Here is an 18517-nt window from a genome sequence, read left to right on the forward strand (position 1 = left end):
TGCCGTCCGACGATGCGCGGCGAACTTCACATTGCCCATCTCAGCTGGTCGCCCGAAGACCATGCCGAGCTCACGCCGGAGGGCGGAGCGCCACTGCTTCAGTCGATCTCGCTCGATGTCGCGCGCGGCGAATTCGTGGGGTTGATCGGGCCGAACGGCAGCGGCAAGACGAGCCTGCTGCGCTGTGCATTCCGCTACGCGAAGCCGCAGGCGGGCACGGTGACGCTCGACGGCATCGACGTGTGGCGCGAATCGCCGCGCTGGTCTGCGCAGCACATCGCCGTGCTGTTGCAGGAGTTGCCTGACGACTTCGGGCTCGACGTCGAACAGGTCGTGCGGATGGGGCGCACGCCGCACAAACGTCTGCTCGATGCCGATACGCTCGCCGATGCGGCCATTGTCGACAAAGCCCTGCGCGACGTCGACATGACGCTCGCGCGTGCGCGCCCCTTCGCCACCCTCTCGGGGGGAGAGAAGCAGCGCGTGTTGCTCGCGCGCGCTCTCGCGCAACAACCCGACGTATTGATGCTCGACGAGCCGACCAGCTTTCTCGATCTGCATCATCAGGTCGAACTCATGCGCCTGATCCGCGCATTGAAGGTGACGACGCTCGCGACGATTCACGACCTCAATCTGGCCGCGGCGTATTGCGACCGTCTGTATGTGCTGGTCCGCGGCGAGATCGTCGCCTGCGGGTCGCCCGCCGACGTGCTCACAGTCGAGCTGCTCGCGCGAGTGTTCAAGGTCGACGCGCTGGTCGACCGGCATCCCGTCACACGCCGTCCACGTATCACTCTCGTGCATCCGCTATGAAACGCCTTGTCCTGCTCGGCTGCGCGGCCTTCGGTCTGGTGGCGACGTCATCGAACGTCGCCGCCGGGCCGAAGGCCGCCGCTCACTATCCCGTCACGGTGCGAAGCTGCAATCGCACGGTGACCTTCGAGCGCGCCCCCGAACGGGCGGTCAGCAACGATGTCAACCTCACGGAAATGATGATTGCCCTTGGCCTGCGGCCGCGCATGATCGGCTTTACCGGCATCAGCGGATGGAAAACTGCCAACCCCGCGCTGCGCCGGCAACTCGCCGGGTTACCCGAGCTTGCGCAACGCTATCCCTCAATCGAAGTGCTGGTGCAGGCAGGGGCCGATTTCTACTTCGCGGGGTGGAACTACGGCGTGCATGTCGGCGGTCCGGTCACGCCGGCAATGCTCGCGCCCATGGGCATTCGGACGTACGAACTGAGCGAATCCTGCGCTCACGTGATGCCCCGTGGCGCAGCGTCGTTCGACGACGTCTACAACGATTTGCGAAACCTCGGACGCATCTTCGACGTCGAGTCCGCCGCGCACGCGCTCGTCGATCGCATGAAAACGCGGCTTGAGGCGTTGAAGCGCCGAGTGGACGGCGCGCGCGCGCCCGTGCGCACCTTCGTCTACGACAGCGGCGAGGACAGTCCCTTCACGGCGGGCCGTCTCGCCATGCCCACGGCGCTCATCGGCGCCGCGGGCGGACGCAATGTGATGGACGATGTTGCGCAGAGCTGGACGCGCGTGAGTTGGGAGACTGTCGTCGCGCGAAATCCGCAGGCGATTGTCATCGTCGATTACGGCGCCATCACGGCGGCGCAGAAGATCGCGTTCCTGCTCGACCAGCCGGCGCTGCGTCAGGTCGAGGCGATTCGCGCGCGCCGCTTCATCGTGGTGCCCTACGACGAAGCAACACCCGGCATTCGCAACGTGCAGGCCGTGGAGACGATTGCGCGCGGCTTGCATCCGCAGGCGTTCGCGAAGTGATGCGCATGAGACGGCATCGGGCGCGTTTCGCGACGCTCGTGCTGACGCTCGTGCTCATCGCGTCCATCGTGCTCGCGACCGGTTTCGGGCCGAGCGCCATCGCACCGTCGCTGACGCTGCGTATCGTCGTCGCGCATTTGACCGGCTGGGGCGTGGGAATTCCGGCGCAGGGCTGGAGCACGTCGCAGGATGCGGTGGTGTGGCTGATCCGCTTGCCGCGCGTACTGCTCGCGGCCATCGTCGGGGCGGCGCTGGCGATGGTCGGCGTGGCGTTGCAGGCCGTCACGGCAAACCGGCTCGCCGATCCGCACTTGCTCGGCGTGAGTGCGGGCGCCACGTTTGGCGCGGTCCTCGCGACGCTCTTTCTCGGCGCAGTTTTCGGGCCGTTCACGCTGTCGCTGCTCGCGTTCGCGGGAGCGGCGCTGGCGACGCTCGCGGTTATCGGACTCGCGCACCGGCACGGACGGCTCGAGCGCGACCGTCTGCTGCTTGCGGGTGTCGCCGTGTCGTTCGTGATGCTTGCGGCGGCCAATCTGTTGCTGTATCTCGGGGATCAGCGCGCGGCCTCGTCGGTGCTGTTCTGGACCCTCGGCGGACTCGGGCTCGCCCGCTGGGACATGCTCGCGATTCCCGCGGCGGTTGCTCTGGCGGGCGGGGTCGCATTGTTCGGGCGCCGCCGCGAACTGAACGCCCTGATGACGGGGGATCTCGCGGCAGTCACGCTGGGCGTCGATGTGCCGCGCGTGCGTGCCGAAGTGTTCCTGATCGGCGCATTCGTCACGGGCGCGATGGTCGCGGTAAGCGGCGCCATCGGCTTCGTCGGGCTGGTTACACCGCACGCCTGCCGTCCGGTAGTGGGGGCCGAGCACGCCCGCCTGCTGCCCGTCTCTGCCTTGCTCGGCGCCGTCTTGCTGATCTGGGCGGACGTGCTCGCCCGCACGGCGATTGCGCCGGAGGACCTGCCGATCGGTGTGGTGACGGCGCTCGCGGGTGGCGGATGCTTCGTGGTGTTGTTGCGAGCGAGCGCCCGCCGGAACTGAGGCGCGGCCGAACCGCTCGGACACCGCGCGCCCGGGCGCATTCGCCGGCCGGGCGACCCGGCACGAGCGGCCGCTTTTTTCGCGTGAGCGACTGGCCGCCGGGGACTACGCAAAGAACGTGCTAAAATCGTTGATCGATCAAAAATTGATCCATCCAGAAAATGACGCCCAGTCCTAGTACTCCGCATTCGGCGGGGCAGGTATTACCGTTCCGGCAATCGCTCGTGGCGATGCTCGGCCTGTGTTTCTGCACGATGATGGTGGCCCTGGACCAGACGGTCGTCGGCACGGCGCTGCCGACCATCGTCGCGGAACTCAAAGGGTTCGAGTACTACGCCTGGGTCGCAACGTCGTATCTCCTCACCTCCGTCATCACTGTGCCCATCTTCGGGCGCCTCGGCGATTTCTACGGCCGCAAACGCTTCGTGATGGCGGCCATCATCGTCTTTACCGCAGCGTCCGTGCTTTGCGGCGCGGCGAAGAGCATGCCGTTTCTCGTCATCGCCCGCGCCCTCCAGGGGATCGGAGGCGGCATGCTCGTCGGCACGGCATTCGCCTGCGTGCCCGAACTGTTTCCCGATCCTCACGTGCGTTTGCGCTGGCAGGTCATGCTCAGCTCCGCTTTCGGAATCGCAAACGCCATCGGTCCGTCGCTCGGCGGCTTCCTGACCGAGGCCTACGGCTGGCGCTCCGTGTTCTACGTCAACTTGCCGGTCGGGCTGCTCGGTGTCTGGTTCGTCGGGCGTCACCTGCCGCAAATGCGCGCCGAAGAGCACAGCAAGGCGAGCATCGACTGGCTCGGCGCCGTCCTCATCACTGCGGCGCTCGGCAGCTTGCAGATGCTCGTGGAATGGCTGCCCGCGGACGGGCTGTCGCGCGGTGTGGCGACGCTCTTCGTGGTGCTCGCCGTCTCCTCGTTTGCGCTGTATCGATGGGAGCAACGCACCTCGCATCCGATCCTGCCGTTCGAGATGTTTCGCGACAAATCGCTGGCGCCCCTGTTCGTGCTCTCGGTGTTCGCGGGCTTCTCGATGTTCGGCCTGCTGTTCTACGCGCCGCTGCTGTTGCAGGGCGGCTTCGGGCTCTCGCCGCGCGACACCGGTCTGCTCATTACGCCGCTGGTCGTGTGCATCACTGTGGGCAGCATCGTCAACGGACGCCTCATCACGCGTTTGCCGAACCCCAACGTCATGCTCTACGTGGGCTTTCTCCTGCTCGCGCTCGCGTGTGCGGGGGTGATTACCACGCATCGCGGCACGCCGCATCTGCTGATCGCCGCGTATATGTTCCTCGCCGGACTCGGGCTGGGGTTCGTCATGCCGAATCTCACCGTCTTCGCCCAGGAAGTCGCCGGGCGCGCCCACCTGGGGATCGCGACCGCGCTCATGCAATCGCTTCGCATGATCGGTGGCATGCTGGGGACGGCCATCGTGGGTACGCTCGTGAATCACAGCTACGTGGGACGTGTCACCGATGCCCTCGCCGCCAACGAAGGCACCCGCTGGGCGTCGCAGCTTGCCGACCCGCAGATTCTCGTCAACGCGCAGGCGCAGAGCGACTTCCTGACGACGCTCGCCCACATGGGCCAGAACGGGGCGCTGTTCATCGAGTCGGCGCGCACGTCGCTCGTGGCCGCGATTCACAACGGGCAAATGGTGTCGCTCGCGGCAGGTCTCGCCGGGTTGTGGTTCGTCAGACGTGTGCCGCTCATCCGTCTCACGCGAGGCGCGAAGCCGCGGCCGCCAGCAGGGGAGTGACACGATGCCGACGCCACAGAAACGTAACGTCATTCAGCAACTTAGCCTGACGTACCGCGCGATGATGCTCGCCTTCGACGCTCAGGTCGGGCACCCGCTGCCGCGCTGGCGTATCCTCCTCGCGCTGGCCGAGCGGGGCACCTGTTCGCAGAAGTTTCTCGCGGAGCATTGCCGGCTCGATCCGGCGTCGCTCACGCGTCAGTTGCAGTCCATGGAAGCGCTGGGCTGGCTCACGCGCGCGACCGACCCGGACGATAACCGTCTGACGAACGTCACGCTCACGCAGGCCGGGATGGCCGTGTACGACGAGGCGACACCGCGTCGTCAGGCATTTTTCGATGAGACGCTCGAAGGCATGACGCCCGCCGAAATCGCCACGCTGGAGAGCGCGCTCACGCATCTGGAAGCGCAGTTCAAGTCGGTGGCCTCGCGGGCGAAGGCGGGCGCTTCGAGCGACGCCGGCGGCGATGTCACCCCCTCACGCAAACGGCCGCCGCGAAGCCAGCCGTAGGTCTCTGGCCGCCCGCGACCAGCCTGCCATACGCCGCGCCGTCGCTCAGAAAAACGTCTGCACGATTTCGACGACGTTGTAATCGCCATCGACGATGGGCAGATGGCGCCACTTGTCGAACGTCAGGCACGGATGCGAGATGTCGAACGCGATCATGTCGCCCACGCGAATGTCGTCGCCCGGTGCGATGCGCAGATACGCGTGCTGATCCATCATGCCTGTGACTTCCCAGTGTCCGGGTGCCGCCCTGGGGATCCTGCTCTCGCCCGGACGGAATTGCTGCGCCGGTTCCGGCATGCCGGCATCGAAGGCGGCGTCGCGTTTGCCCAGCGCAATGATCGCGCGCTCGGGTTCCGGGATCGATTGCACGTAGGCCCACAGTTGCAGCGCCGGTTGCAGTTGCGAACGCATCTGCTTCGCAATCGGGTTGCGCGTTGCGATCTGCGCCTGCGCCGCCTTGTAGATCCCTACGTCGTGCGTCAGATAGCAGCCGGGGCGCAGCACCACGTCCAGCGGTGCGCCGACGTCCTTTTGCGCGAACTCGTCGGCCACCACGTCGTACCACGCCGACCCGGCACCCGAGAGCACGACCGGCGAGCGATCGACGCGACCCGCGGCGACCAGCTCGCGCGTGATACTCACCGCCCGTTGCAGGAAAGCGCGGATGTCCGCTTCCGTGCCGAGCACGCCCTCGTAGACTTCCACGCCCGCGAGCTTCACGGCGTCGTGGTACTGCGCAAGGGCATCGAGCACGGCTTGCTGTTGCGCCGCGTCGCGCACCCCCGTGCGGCCGCCCGCCACGCCCAGTTCGACCAGGACCTGAATCGTCTGAGCGCGCGCGCGGAAGAACTGGCCCAGATGTGCCACCGCAGCGGCGGAGTCCACCAGACAGAAAAACTCGAATCCGGGGTCTTGCAGCAGCTCGGCAATCATCGTCATGTTGCGCTTGCCGACGAGCTGGTTCGCCATCAGGACACGCCGCACCCCATGGTGGTACGCCGCGCAGGTCTGCTGGGCCGTTGCAAGCGTGATGCCCCACGCGCCGCCGTCGAGCTGACGACGGAACAGCTTCGGCGCCATCGTCGTCTTGCCGTGCGGAGCAAGCTTCACGCCGTACTCGTGCACGAAGCGCTGCATCCACGCGAGGTTGTGGCGGATCTTGTCCTCGTACAGCACCGCCGTGGGCAGGCTCAGGTCTTCATTGAGCAGATTCCAGCCCAGGCCGGTCGTCGACGACGGCGCGAGCGGGGCGTTCAGCGCACCCAGACCCTTGTTGAGGGTATCGATCATGCCATGTTGATAGTTTGTATCACTCATTGGAAATCCTCCACGGTTCAGTGCGCCTGAGACGGCCGGATGACGCCTATAATAGCGTTTAATTACCTGCATTTGACAGTTTTGTTATAAAGTAACAAATCTCGTAAAACTTTCGGAATTCGTTCGGGCGACGCCTCGCGACGCCGTACACACCGGAATATGGCCGAAACCTTCGATATCGTGACGCGCGTTGCCGAGCGCAGCGACGTGCTCAGTCAGGCGGAGCGCAAAGTCGCGCAGATTGTGCTGGAAGACGTGGCGGGCGCGGCGGCGGCGTCGATCAACGTGCTGGCCGAGCGTGCCGGCGTGAGCGAGGCGAGCGTGACGCGCTTCGCCAAAGCAATGGGCTGCCGTGACGTGCGCGACCTCAAGCTGCGGCTGGCGCAGGCGGCGGTCGTCGGCCAGCGCTTTTTCGGTGCCAATGCCGCCAACGGGCAGGACGCCGCCGTCGAGACCATCGACCGGATTGCCGACGATATTCAGACCACGCTGCAATTGCATCGTGGCCTCCTCAAGCCGGAGGTGGTGCAACGCGCGGCCACGCGGCTGCTCGCGGCCCGCATGACCTACGCGTTCGGCATGGGCGGTGGATCGTCGCTCATGGCCGACGAGGCGCGTTACCGGCTGGTGCGACTTGGGCGTCCCGTCGCGAGCTACCAGGACGCCGTGCTGGCGCGCATGGTCGCGGGCACGCTGGGGCGCGACGACGTCGTGCTCGCCTTCTCGGTGAGCGGCCACACGCCGGAGCTGGTGTCCGCGTGCGAAATCGCGCGGGAATACGGCGCTCAGGTGGTGGCCGTCACGGCAACGGGGTCGCCGCTGGCGGCGCTTGCCGACGAGGTGCTGCCGATCCGGGCGCTGGAAACGGATTTCATTTTCAAACCGTCGTCGTCGCGTTACGCGATGCTGCTTGCCATGGACGTGCTTGCCACGGAACTGGCGCTGCTTGCCAAGCCGCAAAGCCAGGCGCTGCTGCGACGGATCAAGTACGTGCTCGACACGCATCGGGGCGGCGGCGATCGCCAGCCTCTGGGAGACTGATATGACTGATCGCCTGGTAGACCGCACGGTCGATACGTTAATCGCCAACGTTCGTCTGGCAGACGGCTCCGGCGCCCCCATGACGGACGATCGCTTCGATGTCGCCGTGCGCGACGGCCGGATCCACACGATTGCGCCGGCCGGTGCGCTCTCGGGCTGGCAAGCGGCGCACCGTGTCGACGGTGAGGGCAACGTGCTGAGTCCCGGTTTCATCGACGTGCACACCCACGACGACACGAACGTCGTGCGTGCACCGGAAATGACGCCGAAGCTCTCGCAGGGCGTGACGACGGTCGTTGTGGGCAACTGCGGCATCAGCGCGTCGCCGGTCACCCTCAAGGGCGAACCGCCCGATCCGATGAACCTGCTCGGCGAGGCGGCCGCGTTTCGGTACCCCACGTTCAAGGCATACGTCGACGCGCTGGAAAAAGCCCAGCCCGCGATCAACGTGGCCGCACTCATCGGTCACACGGCGTTGCGCAACAACCATATGGATCGGCTCGACCGCGCCGCGACCGGCGCGGAAATCGAAGGCATGCGCGCTCAGTTGCGCGAGGCGCTGGCGCATGGCGCGCTGGGGTTGTCGACGGGACTCGCCTACGCCAACGCGAATGCCGCCCCCACCGAGGAAGTCCTGGCGCTGGCCAAACCGCTGGCCGAGGCCGGGGGGCTGTACGCGACTCACTTGCGTACCGAATTCGCGGAGATTCTCGAAGCACTCGACGAAGCGTTTCGCATTGGACGCCACGCACGCGTGCCGGTCGTCGTCTCGCATCTGAAGTGCGCGGGTGTCGACAACTGGGGGCGCAGCACCGAGATTCTCGACGCGCTGGACAAGGCGCGACGCTTTCAGCCCGTGGGCTGCGACTGCTATCCGTATACGGCAAGTTCATCGACGCTCGATCTCAAACAGGTCACCGACGACTTCGACATTCTCGTGACGTGGTCGCAACCGCACCCCGATCAAGGCGGCAAGCTGCTTGCGACGATTGCGGCCGAGTGGGGCGTCGACCTCATGGAGGCGGCAACGCGCCTGCAACCGGCCGGGGCGGTGTATCACTGCATGGAGGAAGATGACGTGCGACGCATCTTGCGCCACCCGGCGACTGTCGTCGGCTCGGACGGCCTGCCGAACGATCCGCTGCCGCACCCGCGTCTGTGGGGCGCGTTCCCGCGCGTGCTGGGCCGCTACAGCCGGGAGCAGGCGCTCTTTCCGCTGGCCGAGGCCGTCCACAAGATGACGGGGCTGTCTGCCGAGCGGTTCGGCTTGAATGAGCGCGGTTTCGTGCGCGAAGGCTACTGGGCCGATCTCGTACTGTTCGATCCGGCCACCGTGGGAGACGCCGCAACCTTTACCGATCCGATGCAACCGGCGTATGGCATTTCGGCGGTGTGGGTGAACGGTGTGCTGTCCTGGCAGGACCGCGGGCCGACGCAGAACGCGCGTGCCGGACGCTTCGTGCGTCGCGGCACGCCCCAGCCGGTGCTTTGAGCCGGTGTTGTCGAGTACGATTCGTTGAAAGGAGCGATGATGAGCATCAAACGATATGGCGTGGAGGGCGGGCAGGGAACGGGCGGTCAGCGCATGCCCTTCGCCCGCGCAACCGAGGCGGACGGCTTCCTGTTCGTGTCCGGCCAGACCCCGATGAAAGACGGCGAAGTGATCGACGGCGGCATCGTCGCCCAGTCGCATCAGGCTATCCGGAACATGATCGCCATCCTGACGGAAGCCGGTTACGGCACCGAGCATGTGATGCGCATCGGCGTGTGGCTCGACGATCCGCGCGACTTCGCGTCGTTCAACAAGGTCTTCAAGGAGTACTTCGGCGATCATCCGCCCGCGCGCGCCTGCGTCGTGTCGAGCATGGTCATCGACTGCAAGGTCGAAGTGGACTGCGTGGCTTACAGGAAACCCGCCGCATAATCCCGAAGCGGGAGGGGCAACACGGCGAGGTCGCCGGCATGATGGCGGGGACCACCGGAATGTGCGTGTGAAGAAGCCGGCGATCCTCGTCGGCTTTTTCGTTTTCAGGCCGCGCGCCGGCGTTGACGGGCACGGCGGTGCCCGTTTCGCGAAGTCTGCGGTTTGCCTTCGATGGCAGGGCAGTTTTGGCGCGCGCAGTCTTGCGCTTCCCAACCTGACAGGAGGCGATGGTGCGACATGACCCTATTGATGGCGCAGGACCGAGTGCGCCGGTGTACCGCGCGGCGATCGAATCGGCCGAGGACGCTCATATCACGATCGATTTTCCGGCTACGCCGGACGATGTGCGGCTGCGCTCGCAGACCATGAGCCGCCTGTCGCAGGCGGGCCGTGTCACCGGCCTCACCGGGCTTGCGGTCACGATCCTCGGACTGGTGGGCGTTGCAGGAAGCGCCTATCTCTGTCTGGAGGCGGCGGCCGAAATCGAGGACACCGATGCTGCCGATCGCAACCGCTGGATCGGTTTCGGTCTGGGCGGTGGCATGGGGACCCTCTCGGCCCTGGCGGTGACGTTCGGCCTCAGTCAGGTGTGTGCGTGCCTGAAGGCGCGCAGGCGTGCCGAGCGGGAAATGGAGACGATGAGCACCCACGTGCACTTTACGACGCCGGGAGGGGGCAGGCGTTATGGTCGCGCATGAGATGACGTTTGATATGAGTCTGAGCGCTGTGCCGTCGTCGGCATCCGTGGCGAAGGAGATCGAGGTGGCGCTGGGGTTGTTGCGCGAGGCGTACGCGCAACGCGAGGCGCTGGGCATGCCGCGTCCCGGCGCGTGGGACGCCAGCCAATGCGACGCCGCTTATCGCTGCGGCTACGGCGCGTTCGAGCGAGGCGACTTCCTGCACGCCATCGAGTGCTTCGCGCCGCTGCTCTCGGCGTGTCCGCTCGAAGCCGACTATGCGGTGGCATTGGCGCTGTCGATGCAACGTCACGGGGAGCCGAAGGCGGCGCTGCCGCTCTTCATGGCGGCGGCGCTCATGGACGAGCAGGCGCCGGGGCCGATGTACCGCGTCGGCGAATGTCTCGTGGAACTCGGGCAATTCGATGCGGCATGCCGCGCCATGAAGGAAACGCTGCATCGCTGCGACGGCGCGCCGGGATACGCCCACGTAAGAGACGCCGCGCTACGGACGATGGCGCGGGTGGGCTACGGCTGACGAGGTCGACGGGAGGGGCGTTCGCCGGCTGTTTCCAGCGTGCGAACGCACTGCGATCGCTACTGACGTGCGGTACGGGCGTTATCCGGCATCGGCAACGTGAAGTTCGTGCGGAAGGGATTGATGTCGAGGCCGCCGCGGCGTGTGTAGCGTGCATACACGGCGAGCTGGCTCGGTTTGCATTGACGCAGCAGGTCCATGAAGATCCCCTCCACACATTGCTCGTGAAAGCCGGTGTGCCGGCGGTACGAAATGACGTACTTGAGCAGGCCTTCCTGATCGATGGGCGGGCCGACATACCGAATCTGCAGGCTGCCCCAGTCCGGCTGACCGGTGACCGGGCAGTTCGACTTGAGCAGATTGGAGACCAGTGTCTCTTCCACGTGCGGCTCGTCGAAGGCGGCGCTCAGCAGCGAGGCGTCCGGCACGTAGACGTCGGTGTCGATGTCCAGACGGTCCACGAGCAGGCCATCGAGTTCGTCGAGCCGGAGCTTGCCGAACCCGCTGGGATCCGTGAGTCGCACCTGCACCGGCGCACCGGCCGCTTCCGACAGATCCTGCTGGATGAGGGCGCGCGCGGCCTCCGGATTGGCCAGCTTCGTTTGCGCAAACGAGCCGAGATACAGCTTGAACGACTTCGACTCGATGATGAACGGGGAGTCGGCGGGCACGACGGCGGTGAGCAGGGCGATCTGCGGCTTGCCCTTTTCGTTGAGCCACGAGAGTTCGTAGCCGTTCCAGATGTCCGCGCCGAAGAACGGCAACGTGTCCGGCACGCCGATTTGCGCGCGCGCCGGCGCACGGGCGATCGGGAAAAGTTGAGACGGGTCGTAGTGCTCGGTGTAGGCAACTTCCTTGCCGAGCGTGGATTGTTCAGGCGTGGTCATGATTGGCGATGCCACTGATGACGTGACCGGTCGGGCTCACCCGGGCGGCCGATTCGCAGTGGCGTGTCTGATCGTCGAAGAAGAAATCGGGCTCGAACTCGCGCAGGAATGCGCCCTTGTCCAGCCCACCCAAAAACATCGCCTCGTTGATGTCGATTTTCCAGTCCATCAGCGTGCGGATCGCGCGCTCGTGTGCCGGGGCGGAGCGCGCCGTCACGAGCGCGGTGCGGATCTTGACCGGCACTTCGTGGCCCGCGAGGGTCTGCAACCGGTGCAGCGCGAGCAGCAACGGCTTGAACGGGCCGGGCGGCAGCGGCGTTGCGGCGCGCTCGATCTCGTGGCGCTGGAAGGCGTCGAGGCCGTTGCGCTGGAACACCTGTTCGGCCTCGTCGGAGAAGAGCACCGCGTCGCCGTCGAAGGCGATGCGAATTTCGTCCGGATGCAGTTCGGCCTTTTTCGCGGAGTCGGGATACACGCGCGCGGCCGGGAAACCGGCGGCCAGTGCGCTGCGCACGTCGCGCTCGTTCGCGGAGAGGAACAGATGCGCGCCCAGCGCGTTCAGGTAGCCGAACGGATCGCGTCCGCGCGTGAATACGCCGCGCTCGATCCTGAGATCGACTTGCCGTGCCGAACGGAACACGCGCATGCCGCTCACGGGATCGTTACGCGAGAGGACGACGACTTCCACGCGGTGCCGGTCATTCGAACCGTTCAGGCCGTTGGTATGGGCCGTACTGCCGCCGCCCCGATTGAACGCGAGCAACTTTTGCACGAGCGGGAAGGCGACGCCCGGCGGCGCGGGCTTGTCGAGGCGGTCGAGCTGGTACTGCATGTACGACCGGTCGTCGCCGCTCGCCACGCCAGCCTCGTACACGCGGTTCTCTTCTTCGAAGTCGAACAGCGCACGCGAGGATATCGCGACAACGAGTTTGTTCTCGAGCGTGATCGGCATGGTAGCGGCGTTTTCCTGTCTGTGGAGGTCGGGTCGGGGGCGGCGACTTACCCGAGGAACAGCTTGTACACGGGGTTGTCGCTCTCATCCCAGTAAGGATAGCCGAGCGTTGCGAGGAAGTCGCGAAACGCGGCCTTCTCGTCGTCCGGTACCTGAATGCCCACGAGAATGTTGCTGTAGTCCGCGCCCTGATTGCGGTAATGGAACAGGCTGATGTTCCAGTTAGGGCTCATGGCCGAGAGGAATTTCATCAGCGCGCCCGGGCGTTCCGGAAATTCGAAGCGGTACAGCACTTCATGGCTGGCGAGTGCCGAGCGTCCGCCGACCATATAGCGGATGTGCTGCTTCGACAGTTCGTCGTTGGACAGATCGAGCGTGGGGAAACCGTGACGCTCGAAACCCGACTTGATGCGCTCACCCTCGTCGCGGTTATGCATCTGGATGCCCACGAAGATGTGAGCGCTGGAGGCTTCGCTAATTCGATAGTTGAACTCGGTCACGTTGCGGCTGCCCACCACTTCGGTAAAGCGCCGGAAGCTACCGCGCGCCTCCGGAATGGTGACGGCGAACACCGCTTCGCGCGCTTCCCCGACTTCGGCACGTTCCGCGACGAAGCGCAGCCGGTCGAAGTTCATGTTCGCGCCCGAGGTGATTGCGACGAGTGTTTCGCCCTTGAGTTTTTCACGTTCGGCATAGAGCTTGGCGCCCGCCACGGACAACGCGCCCGACGGCTCCAGCACGCTGCGCGTGTCCTGGAAAACGTCCTTGATCGCGGCACAAAGCTGGTCGGTGTCGACGCGCACGACTTCGTCGAGATACTCGCTGCACAGGCGGAAAGTCTCTTCGCCGACGTATTTGACGGCGGTGCCGTCCGCGAACAGGCCGACGTCGTTCAGCAGAATGCGCTCACCCGCGTGAATGGACTGCGCCATCGCGTCGGAATCGACGGATTGCACGCCGATGACCTTGATCTCGGGACGCACCGCCTTGACGTACGCGGCCACGCCGGCGGCCAGTCCGCCACCGCCGATCGGCACGAAGATGGCGTGCAGCGGTCCCTGATGCTGGCGCAGGATCTCCATGCCGATGGTGCCCTGACCGGCGATGACGTCGGGATCGTCGAACGGCGGCACGAACGTGAGGCCGCGTTCGGCCTGCAGTGTCATGGCATGTGCGAAGGCATCGCTGTACGAGTCGCCCGCGAGCACGACTTCGACGGCGCGCCCGCCATGCGTTCTGACGGCGTCGATCTTGACCTGTGGCGTGGTCACCGGCATGACGATGACCGCCTTGCAGCCCAGTCGTGCCGCCGAGTACGCCACCCCCTGCGCGTGATTGCCGGCGGACGCGGTGAGCACACCCCGCTCGCGCTCGGCATCGCTGAGGTTCGCCATCTTGTTGTACGCGCCCCGAATCTTGAAGGAGAACACCGTCTGGTTGTCTTCGCGCTTGAGATAAATTCGATTGTGCAGCCGCATGGAGAGCGTGCGGGCCTGTTCGAGTTCGCTCTCGTGGGCGACGTCGTAGACTTTGGCGGTCAGGATCTTCTTCAGGTAATCGGGAGCTGCGTCGGACATGATTTAGGGTTTCTTCAGGTTAGGCACATCAAGGAACGAAAAGGACAATGATAGACCAGCACGTTCGCCGGGGCGGTCGCGCTGGTCTTCCGGGAAAAACGGGAAAGGGGGAGTGCGCGCCCTAGCGTAGGTCGTCGGGGGTGTCGATGTCGCGCACGATTCCGGCGTCGTCGACATCGACGATCGTAATGTGCTCGCTAATCAACAGGTCGCGCGCGCCAACGTCGCCGTCGAGGGCGGCCAGACGCGAGGTATAGGCGGAACCGAACGCGACGGGGTGGCCACGCTGTCCGCGATAGCCCGGGGCGACGATGGCTTCGGGCGACGTGAGGCCGTTCGCGACCGCGCGCAGGGTATTCGGATGAATATAGGGCATGTCGGCCAGCGCAATGAGCCAGCCGTCCAGATGTTCGAGCCCCGGGGGCGGGTCTTCGTCGACGGCGGCATTGATGCCGGCCGCGAGTGTCGCGCCCATGCCGCGCCTGGTGGCGTGGCTCATGACGACTTCGCAACCCGCTTGCAGCAACACGTTCTCCAACTCCGCCGAATCGGGGCGCACCACGGCGATCACGCGCGGCAACGCAGCCAGCAGCGCGTGGGCGCTGGCAAGGGCAACGGGCCGGTTCAGGGGATCGCCGGGCAGCGGCGCGAGCAGCTTGTTCCGGCGCCCCGCCGCGTCGAAGCGGGTACCGAGTCCGCCTGCCAGTAGAATGGCCACGGGCGGCGTCGAGGGTCGGGTCATGGTCCCGCATTATGCGCCAGACTTTTCGTTTCTGCCAAACACGGGTGAACGCCGTCGTAGCGACATTGGCCGACCGTCCGGCCGGTCCGCAATGAGGGCGCCTGTGGCATCTTTCCATCGTTTTTCGCATTTCTTCGGAGTGGCATGACGTCGTTCATCACCTGGCTGCTGGGCGTGTTGGCACTGCCCGGCGTTGGCTTGCCCGCGATTTTCCTCGTGTCGTTTCTGTCCGCCACACTGCTGCCGATGGGCTCGGAGCCGGCGCTCTTCGGCTATGTCGCGCTCAACCCCCACATGTTTTGGGCGGCGGTCGCCGTCGCGAGCGTCGGCAATACGCTCGGCGGCATGCTGGACTGGTGGATGGGGTTCGCGGCACGGCGGGCTTACGTGCGTCTCAAGGCGCGGCGGCGGGCGCACGCGCGGACCATGGCGTCTGCCAGCGGCGTTTCGATGACGATGGAGGCGCCCGCGGGCCGGGAGAGCGGCGAGGCCAACGAACACAAGGCACCGATGAGCGAGCGCTACCGCCGATGGATGCGTCGCTTCGGACCGCCGTTGCTGCTGTTGTCGTGGTTGCCGGTGGTGGGCGATCCGCTATGCACGCTCGCCGGATGGCTGCGCCTGTCCTGGCGCGCCTGTCTCCTCTACATCGCTATCGGCAAGACGCTGCGCTACATCGCCATCACCTATCTGATGCTGTGTGTGCCCGAGTCGTTCTGGCAAGGCATCTTTGCGCCGTTCAAACACTTGCTCGTGGGGTGACAATGCTGCTTTCGCTATACCCGCCAAGGCTCTCATGAAGTGCGCGGGGTTCCGGCACCCCTTTGCGCTGCCGGAACCCCGGCCCGGTTCGGAAAGGGGCCCGATCCGGCATACGGTCATGCTTTCCCGGGACCCCTCTTTCTTACTCTTACGCCGACGTCTTACGCCTGCGCCGTCGTCATATCGAACGGCAACGCGCGCAGACGCTTGCCTGTCAATGCAGCAAGGGCGTTCGCATAGGCCGGTGCCAACGGCGGCAAACCCGGTTCTCCCATGCCCGTGGGCGCGTCGCCCGACGCCACGATATGCACACTGATCGCGGGCATGTCCGTCAAACGCGCCACCGTGTACTGATGGAAGTTGCTCTGCTCGATCTCGCCATCCTTCATGGTGATGGCCGCGCCCGGCAAGGTCGTGCCCAACCCCATCAGCGCCGCACCTTCGACCTGCGCGGCAACCGTCAAAGGATTGACGGCGAAATTGCAATGCACGCCTGCGACCGCACTCACGAGTCGCGGCGCGTTGTTGCGCATCTCCGCGACGACGACGTAAGCGACCACCGAGTCGAACGATTCATGCACGGCCACGCCCCATGCCTGTCCTTCCGGAAGTTTGGTCTTGCCATACCCCGAGCGCTCGACGGCCAGCGCCAACGCTTCACGATGGCGCGGGTGCTTCTCGCCCAGCAACGCGTAACGATAGGCCACGGGATCCTGACCGGCATTCTTCGCCAGTTCGTCGATCAGCGTCTCCATGACGAAGGCCGTATGGGTGTTGCCCACCGAGCGCCACCACAGCACCGGGACGTTGACCTGCGGGCTGTGCAGCGTCAGACGCAGCGGCACCGCGTACGGGGTGCCCGACACGCCTTCCACGCTCGTGCCGTCGATACCGTTCTTGACCAACATCTTTTCGAACGGCGTGCCTTGCAGAATCGACTGACCGACGATGGTGTGATTCCACGCGAGCACGTTGCCCCTGGCGTCGACGCCAATCTCGGCGCGATGCACGTACATCGGACGGTAGTAGCCGCCATGGATGTCGTCTTCCCGGCTCCAGATGACCTTGACCGGCTCACGATGGCCGGCACGACGCCAGGCCTTCGCGACCTGCGCCGCCTCGATACCGTAGTCGGAGGTCGGCACCGCCCGTCGGCCAAAACCGCCACCGGCCATCAGCGTGTGCAACCGGACCTGCTCCGGCTTGAGGTCGAGCGTACGCGCGATGGCGGCCTGATCGACGGTCTGGAACTGGGTGCCGGTCCAGACTTCCGCGCCTTTGTCCGAAAGTTGGACAGTGCAGTTCAGCGGTTCCATCGGCGCGTGCGCCAGATACGGGAAGCTGTACTCGGCCACGATGGTCTTCGGCGCACCCTTGAGCCCGGAGACGTCCGCGTCGATGGCGACGACGCCCGGGGTCCTGGCCAGTTCCCTGAATTTGGCCAGTTGCTTCGTCGTGTCGACGTGTTCGACGCCGCTTGTGTCCCACTCGGCCTTGAGGGCGTCGCGCCCGGTCTTGGCCTGCCAGTAGCCGTCTGCGACGACAGCCACGGCGGTGCCGCCACGATCGTCCGGAATTTCGAGGACGTCGCGCACGCCCTTGACGGCTTTCGCCGCCCTGGCGTCGAACGATTTCACCTTGGCGCCGAACACCGGCGGCCGGGCCACGACGGCCACTTTCATGTTTGGCAGCTTGAAATCCATGCCGTACATCGGCGTGCCGGTGGACTTGGCTTTGGCGTCGAGGCGGCGTGTCGGCTTGCCCAGCAGGCGGAAGGCGGACGGGTCCTTGAGCGCGACGTTCGCCGGCACCGGCAGGGCCTGCGCGCGCGCGGCAAGGCTGCCATACGTGGCGCGCTTGCCGTTCGGACCGATCACGACGCCGTTTTCGGTGCGCAACTGGTCGGCCGGCACCTTCCATTGCTGTGCCGCCGCGGCGATCAGCATGGCGCGTGCGGACGCGCCGATGCGCCGGTATTGCATCCACGAGTGCGCAACGGAGCCCGAACCGCCCGTCATCTGGATGCCGAACATGGGGTCTTTGTACGCATCGCCCGCCGGCGCGAGCTCACCCCGCACCTTGGCCCAGTCGCAATCGAGTTCTTCGGCGACGAGCATCGGCAGCGCGGTCTGCACGCCCTGACCGAAATCGAGACGGTTGACCTGAATGGTGACGGTGTCGTCCGGCGCGATGTGAACGAACGCGGACGGCACGACCGGGACTGCGGTGGCACCCTGTGCGCCGGCGGTGCGCATCATGCCAGGCAGCGACATTTCCAGCATCAGGCCGCCGGCGGCGATGGCGGATGTCTTGAGGAAGCCGCGACGGCTCACGCCTGCGAAGTCGCCCACGGCTACGCCGGGACGTTGGGAGAAGCGAAGTTCACGCATGTCGGTGTCTCCTCGTCTCAGGCAAGCGACGACGCAGCGTCTTTGATGGCCGCGCGAATGCGGGCATACGTGCCGCAACGGCAGATGTTGCCGGCCATGGCCGCGTCGATCTGTTCGTCGTTGGGCGTCTTGTTCTCGCGCAGCAGGGCGGTGGCGGACATGATCTGGCCGCTCTGGCAGTAACCGCACTGGGGCACGTCGTGCTTGACCCATGCGTCCTGCACGGCGCGTCCGACCGGATCGGCGCCCACGTTTTCGATGGTGGTGATCTTCTTGCCCTCGACGGCGGATACAGGGGTCACGCAACTGCGGATGGGGGCGCCGTCCAAGTGCACGGTGCAGGCGCCGCACAGCGCCATGCCGCAACCGAATTTCGTGCCCGTCATGTCGAGCGCGTCGCGCAGGGTCCAGAGCAGTGGCGTGGCGGGATCGACGTCGACCTTCACCGGTTTGCCGTTCAGTTGGAACGAAGCCATAAGTGCACCTCTTGATGGGTGGATGGGGCGGGGGACGGCTAAACATACTCCCATTCCACGGAAATTTCAGTTCAGAAGTGCGTCGCAAGTCGTTGTATCTAAACGGATATAGCGCTCCAACTTGTGATGTGAA

Annotated in this window: 18 protein-coding genes; 11 read left to right on the top strand and 7 right to left on the bottom strand. The window is 65.6% G+C overall.

Annotated elements, in window-relative coordinates:
* Positions 1-12: 12 nt before the first annotated feature.
* The 5 genes from AB870_RS03725 (at position 13) to AB870_RS03745 (ending at position 5101) form a co-directional block, all read left to right on the top strand.
* Positions 13-813 (top strand): ABC transporter ATP-binding protein, encoded by an 801-nt coding sequence (locus tag AB870_RS03725; RefSeq protein ID WP_084663298.1) that lies wholly within the window; start codon positions 13-15, stop codon positions 811-813.
* A complete protein-coding gene (locus AB870_RS03730; protein ID WP_047906992.1) occupies positions 810-1793 on the top strand; it encodes an ABC transporter substrate-binding protein in 984 nt (327 codons plus the stop codon). The genes AB870_RS03725 and AB870_RS03730 overlap by 4 nt, the downstream gene beginning before the upstream one ends.
* The gene (locus AB870_RS03735) at positions 1793-2833 is read left to right on the top strand and encodes a FecCD family ABC transporter permease (RefSeq protein WP_047906993.1); all 1041 of its coding nucleotides are present in this window, start codon (positions 1793-1795) and stop codon (positions 2831-2833) included. Before AB870_RS03730 ends, AB870_RS03735 begins: the two co-directional genes overlap by 1 nt.
* Before the next feature lie 161 nt (positions 2834-2994).
* The gene (locus AB870_RS03740) at positions 2995-4590 is read left to right on the top strand and encodes an MDR family MFS transporter (RefSeq protein WP_047906994.1); all 1596 of its coding nucleotides are present in this window, start codon (positions 2995-2997) and stop codon (positions 4588-4590) included.
* A gap of 4 nt (positions 4591-4594) precedes the next feature.
* Positions 4595-5101: a MarR family winged helix-turn-helix transcriptional regulator gene (locus AB870_RS03745; RefSeq protein ID WP_047906995.1), complete on the top strand. Its 507-nt coding sequence runs from the start codon at positions 4595-4597 to the stop codon at positions 5099-5101.
* A 45-nt stretch (positions 5102-5146) separates the two neighbouring features.
* On the opposite strand, the gene AB870_RS03750 is transcribed toward AB870_RS03745, so the two are convergent.
* Complete coding sequence (locus AB870_RS03750; RefSeq protein WP_047906996.1) at positions 5147-6418, bottom strand: amino acid deaminase; 1272 nt, start codon at positions 6416-6418, stop codon at positions 5147-5149.
* Positions 6419-6577: 159 nt separating this feature from the next.
* Between AB870_RS03750 and AB870_RS03755 the strand changes: the two genes are divergently transcribed.
* From AB870_RS03755 to AB870_RS03775, 5 genes are all read left to right on the top strand, one after another.
* Positions 6578-7459 (top strand): MurR/RpiR family transcriptional regulator, encoded by an 882-nt coding sequence (locus AB870_RS03755; protein ID WP_047906997.1) that lies wholly within the window; start codon positions 6578-6580, stop codon positions 7457-7459.
* A gap of 1 nt (position 7460) precedes the next feature.
* Positions 7461-8951, top strand: a complete 1491-nt coding sequence (locus AB870_RS03760) for an N-acyl-D-amino-acid deacylase family protein (RefSeq protein WP_047906998.1) — start codon at positions 7461-7463, stop codon at positions 8949-8951.
* A 45-nt stretch (positions 8952-8996) separates the two neighbouring features.
* Positions 8997-9383, top strand: a complete 387-nt coding sequence (locus AB870_RS03765; protein ID WP_047908766.1) for a RidA family protein — start codon at positions 8997-8999, stop codon at positions 9381-9383.
* Between the two features lie 227 nt (positions 9384-9610).
* The gene (locus AB870_RS03770; RefSeq protein WP_064674761.1) at positions 9611-10081 is read left to right on the top strand and encodes a hypothetical protein; all 471 of its coding nucleotides are present in this window, start codon (positions 9611-9613) and stop codon (positions 10079-10081) included.
* Positions 10082-10094: 13 nt separating this feature from the next.
* The gene (locus AB870_RS03775; RefSeq protein ID WP_157112223.1) at positions 10095-10598 is read left to right on the top strand and encodes a hypothetical protein; all 504 of its coding nucleotides are present in this window, start codon (positions 10095-10097) and stop codon (positions 10596-10598) included.
* A gap of 59 nt (positions 10599-10657) precedes the next feature.
* On the opposite strand, the gene queF is transcribed toward AB870_RS03775, so the two are convergent.
* The 4 genes from queF to AB870_RS03795 form a co-directional block, all read right to left on the bottom strand.
* Complete coding sequence (gene queF, locus AB870_RS03780; RefSeq protein ID WP_047907001.1) at positions 10658-11485, bottom strand: NADPH-dependent 7-cyano-7-deazaguanine reductase QueF; 828 nt, start codon at positions 11483-11485, stop codon at positions 10658-10660.
* A complete protein-coding gene (locus AB870_RS03785; protein WP_047907002.1) occupies positions 11472-12437 on the bottom strand; it encodes a 5'-nucleotidase in 966 nt (321 codons plus the stop codon). The genes queF and AB870_RS03785 overlap by 14 nt, the downstream gene beginning before the upstream one ends.
* A 47-nt stretch (positions 12438-12484) precedes the next feature.
* A complete protein-coding gene (gene ilvA / locus AB870_RS03790) occupies positions 12485-14014 on the bottom strand; it encodes a threonine ammonia-lyase, biosynthetic (protein ID WP_047907003.1) in 1530 nt (509 codons plus the stop codon).
* Between the two features lie 121 nt (positions 14015-14135).
* Positions 14136-14756 carry a nucleotidyltransferase family protein gene (locus tag AB870_RS03795; RefSeq protein ID WP_047907004.1) on the bottom strand — a complete coding sequence of 207 codons (621 nt, stop codon included), beginning with the start codon at positions 14754-14756 and terminating at the stop codon, positions 14136-14138.
* A 144-nt stretch (positions 14757-14900) separates the two neighbouring features.
* Between AB870_RS03795 and AB870_RS03800 the strand changes: the two genes are divergently transcribed.
* Positions 14901-15518 (top strand): YqaA family protein, encoded by a 618-nt coding sequence (locus AB870_RS03800; RefSeq protein WP_047907005.1) that lies wholly within the window; start codon positions 14901-14903, stop codon positions 15516-15518.
* A 161-nt stretch (positions 15519-15679) separates the two neighbouring features.
* Here AB870_RS03800 and AB870_RS03805 read toward each other — a convergent pair whose 3' ends face one another.
* Complete coding sequence (locus AB870_RS03805; RefSeq protein ID WP_047907006.1) at positions 15680-17908, bottom strand: xanthine dehydrogenase family protein molybdopterin-binding subunit; 2229 nt, start codon at positions 17906-17908, stop codon at positions 15680-15682.
* A gap of 17 nt (positions 17909-17925) precedes the next feature.
* Positions 17926-18384: a (2Fe-2S)-binding protein gene (locus AB870_RS03810; RefSeq protein ID WP_047907007.1), complete on the bottom strand. Its 459-nt coding sequence runs from the start codon at positions 18382-18384 to the stop codon at positions 17926-17928.
* Positions 18385-18517 lie beyond the last annotated feature (133 nt).

It is taken from the genome of Pandoraea faecigallinarum (genome assembly GCF_001029105.3).
In the GTDB taxonomy this organism is placed as follows: Bacteria; Pseudomonadota; Gammaproteobacteria; order Burkholderiales; family Burkholderiaceae; genus Pandoraea; species Pandoraea faecigallinarum.

Bases quoted from the DNA above. Each gene is read 5' to 3' on its own strand.
- AB870_RS03725 (WP_084663298.1), top strand. From the start codon at position 13: ATGCGCGGCGAACTTCACATTGCCCATCTCAGCTGGTCGCCCGAAGAC.
- AB870_RS03730 (WP_047906992.1), top strand. From the start codon at position 810: ATGAAACGCCTTGTCCTGCTCGGCTGCGCGGCCTTCGGTCTGGTGGCG.
- AB870_RS03735 (WP_047906993.1), top strand. From the start codon at position 1,793: ATGCGCATGAGACGGCATCGGGCGCGTTTCGCGACGCTCGTGCTGACG.
- AB870_RS03740 (WP_047906994.1), top strand. From the start codon at position 2,995: ATGACGCCCAGTCCTAGTACTCCGCATTCGGCGGGGCAGGTATTACCG.
- AB870_RS03745 (WP_047906995.1), top strand. From the start codon at position 4,595: ATGCCGACGCCACAGAAACGTAACGTCATTCAGCAACTTAGCCTGACG.
- AB870_RS03750 (WP_047906996.1), bottom strand. From the start codon at position 6,418: ATGAGTGATACAAACTATCAACATGGCATGATCGATACCCTCAACAAG.
- AB870_RS03755 (WP_047906997.1), top strand. From the start codon at position 6,578: ATGGCCGAAACCTTCGATATCGTGACGCGCGTTGCCGAGCGCAGCGAC.
- AB870_RS03760 (WP_047906998.1), top strand. From the start codon at position 7,461: ATGACTGATCGCCTGGTAGACCGCACGGTCGATACGTTAATCGCCAAC.
- AB870_RS03770 (WP_064674761.1), top strand. From the start codon at position 9,611: ATGGTGCGACATGACCCTATTGATGGCGCAGGACCGAGTGCGCCGGTG.
- AB870_RS03775 (WP_157112223.1), top strand. From the start codon at position 10,095: ATGAGTCTGAGCGCTGTGCCGTCGTCGGCATCCGTGGCGAAGGAGATC.
- queF (WP_047907001.1), bottom strand. From the start codon at position 11,485: ATGACCACGCCTGAACAATCCACGCTCGGCAAGGAAGTTGCCTACACC.
- AB870_RS03785 (WP_047907002.1), bottom strand. From the start codon at position 12,437: ATGCCGATCACGCTCGAGAACAAACTCGTTGTCGCGATATCCTCGCGT.
- ilvA (WP_047907003.1), bottom strand. From the start codon at position 14,014: ATGTCCGACGCAGCTCCCGATTACCTGAAGAAGATCCTGACCGCCAAA.
- AB870_RS03795 (WP_047907004.1), bottom strand. From the start codon at position 14,756: ATGACCCGACCCTCGACGCCGCCCGTGGCCATTCTACTGGCAGGCGGA.
- AB870_RS03800 (WP_047907005.1), top strand. From the start codon at position 14,901: ATGACGTCGTTCATCACCTGGCTGCTGGGCGTGTTGGCACTGCCCGGC.
- AB870_RS03805 (WP_047907006.1), bottom strand. From the start codon at position 17,908: ATGCGTGAACTTCGCTTCTCCCAACGTCCCGGCGTAGCCGTGGGCGAC.
- AB870_RS03810 (WP_047907007.1), bottom strand. From the start codon at position 18,384: ATGGCTTCGTTCCAACTGAACGGCAAACCGGTGAAGGTCGACGTCGAT.